We start from the raw sequence: 6344 nt of genomic DNA on the forward strand, positions 1-6344 counted from the left end.
GGCTCCTTGAGCGGGTGGCTATGTCAGAACGGTTTGACCACCACCAGAATTACGATACCCAGCAGGAACAATACGGGTACTTCGTTGAACCAGCGATAGTAGACATGGCTGCGGGTGTTGCTGCCGCTGGCGAAGCGCTTGCGCTGGGCGCCGCACATGTGATGGTAGACCGTCAGCAGGATGACCAGGGTCAGCTTGGCATGCAGCCAGCCCTGGCTGAGCCAGCCGGGCGTGAGGTAGAGCATCCATGCGCCGAACACGTAGGTGGCGATCATCGCCGGGTTCATGATGCCGCGAAACAGCTTGCGCTCCATGGTCACGAAGCGTTCCTGGCTGATGCTGTCCTGGCTTTGGGCGTGGTAGACGAACAGCCGCGGCAGGTAGAACAGGCCGGCGAACCAGCAGACCACACTGACGATATGCAGCGCTTTGATCCATAGGTAAAGCATGGGGGAGTTCCTTCAGGTATTCACGGTCGTCAGATAGTAGTGGTCAAGCGCCCGAAGGGTCACCCGAAGAGTTGTTACAGGCGCCTTGCGCCCCTATTATCGTGCGCTTTCCAGACGGCTCGTTGATAAGGGGCAAGCGTTATGATCAAGGTCGGTATCGTCGGCGGCACGGGTTACACCGGCGTCGAACTGTTGCGTCTGCTGGCACAGCATCCACAGGCCGAAGTGGCGGTCATCACTTCGCGCTCCGAGGCGGGCGTTGCAGTGGCGGACATGTACCCGAACCTGCGCGGCCACTATGACGGGCTGGCGTTCAGCGTGCCGGACAGCAAGACCCTGGCAGCCTGCGACGTGGTGTTTTTCGCCACCCCGCACGGTGTTGCCCACGCCCTGGCTGGCGAACTGCTGGCGGCCGGTACCAAGGTGATCGACCTGTCGGCCGATTTCCGCCTGCAGGACGCTGCCGAGTGGGGCAAGTGGTACGGCCAGCCGCACGGTGCGCCAGAGCTTCTCAAGGACGCGGTATACGGCCTGCCTGAAGTCAACCGCGAGAAGATTCGCCAGGCGCGCCTGATCGCTGTGCCGGGTTGCTACCCGACTGCTACACAACTGGGCTTCCTGCCGCTGCTGGAAGCTGGCCTGGCCGACCCGTCGCGCCTTATCGCCGACTGCAAGTCGGGTGTCAGCGGCGCTGGCCGTGGTGCGGCGGTGGGCTCGCTGTTCTGCGAAGCCGGCGAAAGCATGAAAGCCTACGCAGTGAAGGGCCATCGCCACCTGCCGGAAATCAGCCAAGGTCTTCGCCTGGCCGCTGGCAAGGATATCGGCCTGACTTTCGTGCCGCACCTGACGCCAATGATCCGTGGCATCCACGCCACCCTGTACGCTACCGTCGCCGACACCTCGGTCGACCTGCAGGCGCTGTTCGAGACGCGTTACGCCAATGAACCGTTCGTCGACGTGATGCCGGCTGGCAGCCATCCGGAAACCCGCAGTGTGCGCGGTGCCAACGTCTGCCGCATTGCCGTTCATCGCCCGCAAGGTGGTGACCTGGTGGTGGTGCTGTCGGTGATCGACAACCTGGTCAAGGGCGCGTCCGGCCAGGCAGTGCAGAACCTCAACATCCTGTTCGGCCTGGACGAACGCATGGGCCTGTCCCACGCGGGCCTGCTGCCATAAGCAGCCAGCTTGCGAAAAGGCCCGCGTCGTGCGGGCCTTTTTGTATGTCGCGACTAAAGCCGCACAATTCTTGACCGATTTTCTCGGGAAAGCGGATAATGCGCGTCATCGAGTTTTATGGCGGCTACCACGCCGGGAGAATCAACATGAGCGTCGAAACCTTCACCCCCACCGCTTTGGAATTCACCCACGGCGCTGCGCAAAAGGTGAAGAACCTGGTTTCCGAGGAAGGCAACGATCGTCTGAAGCTGCGCGTGTTCGTCACCGGTGGTGGCTGCTCGGGGTTCCAATATGGCTTCACCTTCGATGAAGACGTGGCTGAAGACGACACCATCGTCGAGCGCGAAGGTGTTTCCCTTGTGGTCGACCCAATGAGCTTCCAGTATCTCGCCGGCGCCGAGGTGGATTACCAGGAAGGTCTGGAAGGCTCGCGCTTCGTGATCAAGAACCCGAACGCTGCCACCACCTGTGGCTGCGGCTCCTCGTTCTCGATCTGAGGCCTGGCCATACGAAAACGCCGCGCAATTGCGCGGCGTTTTGCTTTCTGGCGTAACGTTCAGGCCGGGTAGATTGCGCCGAGTACGCGCAGGCCCTTGGCCGCTGTCACGCTAGGGCGATTGGCAGCGATGCCTTCCAGGCAGCAGTGGGCCAGCCAGGCGAAGGCCATGGCTTCGACCCAGTCCGGGTCCACGCCATGGGCGCCGGTGCTGGCGACACGGGCGTCGGGCAGCAACTGGCCAAGGCGTGCCATCAGGGCGCCGTTGCGCGCACCGCCACCGCAGACCAGCAGCGCTTCGGTGCCTTGCTGGGCGTTGCTCAACGAGTCGATGATGCTGCGTGCGGTCAGTTCCAGCAAAGTTGCCTGTACGTCCTCGTCGCGGTAAGCGGGCAGGCGGGCCAGATGACCTTCCAGCCAGGGCAGGTTGAATACTTCGCGACCGGTGCTCTTCGGGCCGATTCCGGCGAAGAACGGGTCGGCCAGCAGTGCGCTGAGCAAGCCGGCTTGCACCAAGCCCGAGGCAGCCCAAGCCCCATCCGCATCGTAGGCCTGGCCGCGCTTGCGTTCGATCCAGGCATCCAGCAGCACGTTGCCCGGGCCGCAGTCGAAGCCGTGGACTGGCTTGTCGTGTTCGATCAGGCTGAGGTTGCTGAAGCCGCCCACGTTGAGAATTGCCAGGCGCTGGCCCAGATGGCTGAACAGGGTTTCATGGAAGGCCGGCACCAGTGGCGCACCTTGGCCGCCGGCGGCCACATCGCGACGGCGGAAGTCGGCGACCACGCTGATACCGGTAAGCTCGGCCAGCAGCGCCGGGTTGCCGATCTGCACGGTAAAGCCGCGTGCAGGTTCGTGGCGGATGGTCTGGCCGTGGCTACCGATGGCGCGGATGGCTCCGGCCTGCAGCCCTTGCCTGGCCAGCAGTTGGCGGATGCCTTCGCCTGCCAGGCTGGCCCAGCGGTTTTCCGCCAGTGCAGCGCGGGCGATCTCGTCAGGGCCACTGCTGCAAAGGCCCAGCAGTTCCTGGCGCAGGTCGCCGGGCATGGGCAGGTAGTGGGTGGCGAGCAGTTCGAGCTGCTCGCCTTGTTCGATCAAGGCAATGTCCAGGCCATCGAGGCTGGTGCCGGACATCACCCCCAGGTATAGCGCCATGTGCTTAGCGCTTGTTCGCTGCGAGCAGGGTGGCCTTTTCCTGATCCATGCGGGCGATCAAGGGCTGGCTCTGCTGCAGGAAACGCTGGCGTTCGTTCCTGGCAATCGGGTCGGCCATCGGCACTTTCTGGCTCAGCGGGTCAACGTGCACACCGTTGACCTGGAACTCGTAGTGCAGGTGCGGTCCGGTGGACAAGCCGGTGGTGCCGATATAGCCGATGATCTGGCCCTGCTTGACCGAGCTGCCGGTCTTGATGCCCTTGGCAAAGCCTTGCATGTGGCCGTACAGCGTCTTGTAGCGGTTGCCGTGCTGGATGATCACGGTATTGCCGTAACCACCGCGGCGCCCGGCCAGTTCGATGCGGCCGTCACCGGCTGCCTTGATCGGGGTGCCGCGTGGGGCGGCGTAGTCGACGCCTTTGTGGGCACGGATCTTGTTCAGGATCGGATGCTTGCGGCCGGCAGAGAAGCGCGAGCTGATGCGGGCGAAGTCGACCGGAGTGCGGATGAATGCCTTGCGCAGGCTGTTGCCATCTGCGGTGTAGTAACTGGTGTTGCCCTGCTTGTTGGTATAGCGCACGGCGGTGTAGGTCTTGCCGCGGTTGGTGAAGCGCGCGGAGAGGATGTTGCCGGTACCGACGACCTTGCCGTCCATCACCTTCTGCTCGTAGACCACGTCGAATTCATCGCCCGGGCGGATGTCCTGGGCGAAATCGATGTCGTAACCCAGCACGCGAGCCATGTCCATGGTCATGCTGTGGGACAGGCCGGCACGTTGGGCCGAGGCCGACAGCGAGCTTTTGATCACACCGTGGGCGTAGGCGGTACGCACGACCGGCTTGCTGATCTCGCGGTTGAAGGTATAGCCCTTGTCGGTCTTGGTCAGGCGAATGGTTTCGAGGTTGCTGACCTTGCTGTGCAGGCTGGCCAGCTGGCCGTCCTTGTCAAGCTCGAACTGCAGCACCTGGCCATGCTTGAGCTGGCTGAACTGCTTGGCCTGCTTGTTGCTGGCCAGAAGGTCGTGCACCGCGTTACTCGGCAGGCCGACCTTGGCGAACAGTGTGGACAGGGTGTCGCCACGGGCCACGGTGACTTCACGGTGGCTGGGCTGCTTGGCAGCTTCGACGACCGGTTCGGCCGCAGGGGCTTCCTGCTCGGCCTTCTGGGTCTCGGGGGCGGCCTCTTCGATCTGGGCGAATGGTGAGCCTTGCTCACCTTCTGCCTGCACCAGCGGCGCAGCGCGGGATTCGTCCTTCAACTGCTCGGCAGGGCTCTCCAGCTCGAGGTTGAGGGTGGTTTTCTTGGCTTCCACTTCGCTGGAAGGAAACACCAGCAGGGCCAGGCTGAGCAGGGCGGCTATGCCGCTGGCGGCCAACAGATGGCTTTTCGGATAAAGCGGGGGCGCTTTAGGCGGTTCGTTGGTCATGGGCAAGGTGACTTTGAAAAAGGTGAAATGGAAAAGATGAATGACATGATGAAGATGAAATAACTGTATAAAATATAACCAAAACCATTTTCACGCAAGGGCGCGTAGACGCCGCAAGCCCGGGCTCGGGTCACATTCCTTTGCGAAACTTGTAATTGACGGCCGATCTTGTATGGTTGGCTCCCCCTGAATCTGAGCCTTGCGGGTTTGTCTATGAAGTCGGTTGAAGAGCAGCTGGCGCTTATCAAGCGCGGCGCGGAAGAAGTACTGGTCGAGTCGGAACTGGTGGAGAAGCTCAAGCGCGGCCAACCTCTGCGCATCAAGGCCGGCTTCGACCCGACCGCGCCTGACCTGCACCTTGGGCACACGGTGCTGATCAACAAGCTGCGCCAGTTCCAGGATCTGGGGCATCAGGTCATCTTCCTGATCGGTGACTTCACCGGCATGATCGGCGACCCGAGCGGCAAGAGCGCCACGCGCCCGCCGCTGACCCGCGAGCAGGTGCTGGAAAACGCCGAGACGTACAAGCAGCAGGTGTTCAAGATCCTTGACCCGGCCAAGACCGAGGTTGCATTCAACTCCACCTGGATGGACAAGCTGACTCCGGCTGATTTCATTCGACTGGCGTCGCAGTACACCGTGGCGCGCATGCTCGAGCGCGATGACTTCGACAAGCGCTACACCACCAACCAGCCTATTGCCATCCACGAGTTCCTGTACCCGCTGGTGCAGGGCTATGACTCGGTGGCACTGAAGGCTGATGTCGAACTCGGTGGCACTGACCAGAAGTTCAACCTGCTGATGGGGCGTGAACTGCAGCGCGCCTATGGCCAGGAGGCGCAGAACATCGTGACCATGCCGCTGCTCGAAGGGCTCGACGGCGTGAAGAAGATGTCCAAGTCGCTGGGTAACTATGTAGGTATCCAGGAAGCGCCGGGGGTTATGTACAGCAAGTTGGTGTCGATCCCGGATACCCTGATGTGGCGCTACTTCGAGCTGCTGAGCTTCCGTTCCATGGAAGAGATCGAGCAGTTCCGTACCGACGTCGCCAATGGCGCAAATCCACGCGACATCAAGATCAAGCTGGCGGAAGAGATCGTTGCACGCTTCCATGGCGAGGAGGCTGCGGCCAATGCTCACCGTGCCGCGGGTAACCGCATGAAGGAGGGCGAGTTGCCGGAAGATCTGCCGGAGGTCGAAGTGGCTGCGGCTGAAAGCCTGCCAATTGCTGCCGTGCTGAACCGGGCTGGCCTGGTGAAGAACTCGGCTCAGGCGCGTGATTTGCTGAGTGGTGGTGCGGTCAAGGTTGATGGCGCGGTGGTCGATCGTGACTTCGTGTTTGCGCTGGGTGCAACCCATGTGTGCCAGGCGGGCAAGAAGTCGTTTGCTCGGGTTACCCTCAAGGCTGAGTGATAGCCGGTAGGTGTAGCTATGTAAAAGCGGAGAGGCCGGTAGGCCTCCCCGCTTTGTTTTTGGGTTTTGGGTTGTTGGTTGTGTCAGGGCTGCCGGGTGCCTGTCTTGAGATGGCATTGGCTTTGAGAGGTGCCTGTCTTGGGTTTTCTGGCGCCTGTGAGATCGAGCGCCGCCCGCGCGGCGCTTCGCAGCACAAGGCTGCTCCTACCGTTTGTTTCGGGCCAATTATTCC

At 62.0% G+C, this 6344-nt stretch carries 6 protein-coding genes; 3 read left to right on the forward strand and 3 right to left on the reverse strand.

Going from position 1 to position 6344, the window contains the following annotated elements; translation table 11 throughout:
• Window positions 1–23: 23 nt before the first annotated feature.
• Complete coding sequence (gene hemJ / locus CAG18_RS21500; RefSeq protein WP_003258833.1) at window positions 24–449, reverse strand: protoporphyrinogen oxidase HemJ; 426 nt, start codon at window positions 447–449, stop codon at window positions 24–26.
• A gap of 141 nt (window positions 450–590) precedes the next feature.
• Between hemJ and argC the strand changes: the two genes are divergently transcribed.
• On the forward strand, window positions 591–1625 hold the full coding sequence (argC, locus tag CAG18_RS21505; RefSeq protein WP_085721501.1) for an N-acetyl-gamma-glutamyl-phosphate reductase: 1035 nt from the start codon (window positions 591–593) through the stop codon (window positions 1623–1625).
• A gap of 146 nt (window positions 1626–1771) precedes the next feature.
• The gene (erpA, locus tag CAG18_RS21510; RefSeq protein ID WP_015268740.1) at window positions 1772–2122 is read left to right on the forward strand and encodes an iron-sulfur cluster insertion protein ErpA; all 351 of its coding nucleotides are present in this window, start codon (window positions 1772–1774) and stop codon (window positions 2120–2122) included.
• 59 nt (window positions 2123–2181) lie between these two features.
• Here erpA and CAG18_RS21515 read toward each other — a convergent pair whose 3' ends face one another.
• Together CAG18_RS21515 and CAG18_RS21520 are read right to left on the reverse strand one after the other, a co-directional pair.
• A complete protein-coding gene (locus CAG18_RS21515) occupies window positions 2182–3273 on the reverse strand; it encodes an anhydro-N-acetylmuramic acid kinase (RefSeq protein WP_085721502.1) in 1092 nt (363 codons plus the stop codon).
• Window positions 3274–3277: 4 nt separating this feature from the next.
• Window positions 3278–4699 (reverse strand): peptidoglycan DD-metalloendopeptidase family protein, encoded by a 1422-nt coding sequence (locus CAG18_RS21520; protein ID WP_015268742.1) that lies wholly within the window; start codon window positions 4697–4699, stop codon window positions 3278–3280.
• Between the two features lie 213 nt (window positions 4700–4912).
• Here CAG18_RS21520 and tyrS point away from each other — a divergent pair, with 213 nt between their 5' ends.
• A complete protein-coding gene (gene tyrS / locus CAG18_RS21525; RefSeq protein WP_013970622.1) occupies window positions 4913–6112 on the forward strand; it encodes a tyrosine--tRNA ligase in 1200 nt (399 codons plus the stop codon).
• Window positions 6113–6344: the final 232 nt, after the last annotated feature.

It is taken from the genome of Pseudomonas sp. B22(2017), assembly GCF_002113105.1.
Lineage (GTDB): Bacteria > Pseudomonadota > Gammaproteobacteria > Pseudomonadales > Pseudomonadaceae > Aquipseudomonas > Aquipseudomonas asiatica.

What these genes read in the sequence shown, in the direction of transcription:
- hemJ (WP_003258833.1), bottom strand. Translation starts at nt 449, where the DNA reads ATGCTTTACCTATGGATCAAAGCGCTGCATATCGTCAGTGTGGTCTGC.
- argC (WP_085721501.1), top strand. Translation starts at nt 591, where the DNA reads ATGATCAAGGTCGGTATCGTCGGCGGCACGGGTTACACCGGCGTCGAA.
- erpA (WP_015268740.1), top strand. Translation starts at nt 1,772, where the DNA reads ATGAGCGTCGAAACCTTCACCCCCACCGCTTTGGAATTCACCCACGGC.
- CAG18_RS21515 (WP_085721502.1), bottom strand. Translation starts at nt 3,273, where the DNA reads ATGGCGCTATACCTGGGGGTGATGTCCGGCACCAGCCTCGATGGCCTG.
- CAG18_RS21520 (WP_015268742.1), bottom strand. Translation starts at nt 4,699, where the DNA reads ATGACCAACGAACCGCCTAAAGCGCCCCCGCTTTATCCGAAAAGCCAT.
- tyrS (WP_013970622.1), top strand. Translation starts at nt 4,913, where the DNA reads ATGAAGTCGGTTGAAGAGCAGCTGGCGCTTATCAAGCGCGGCGCGGAA.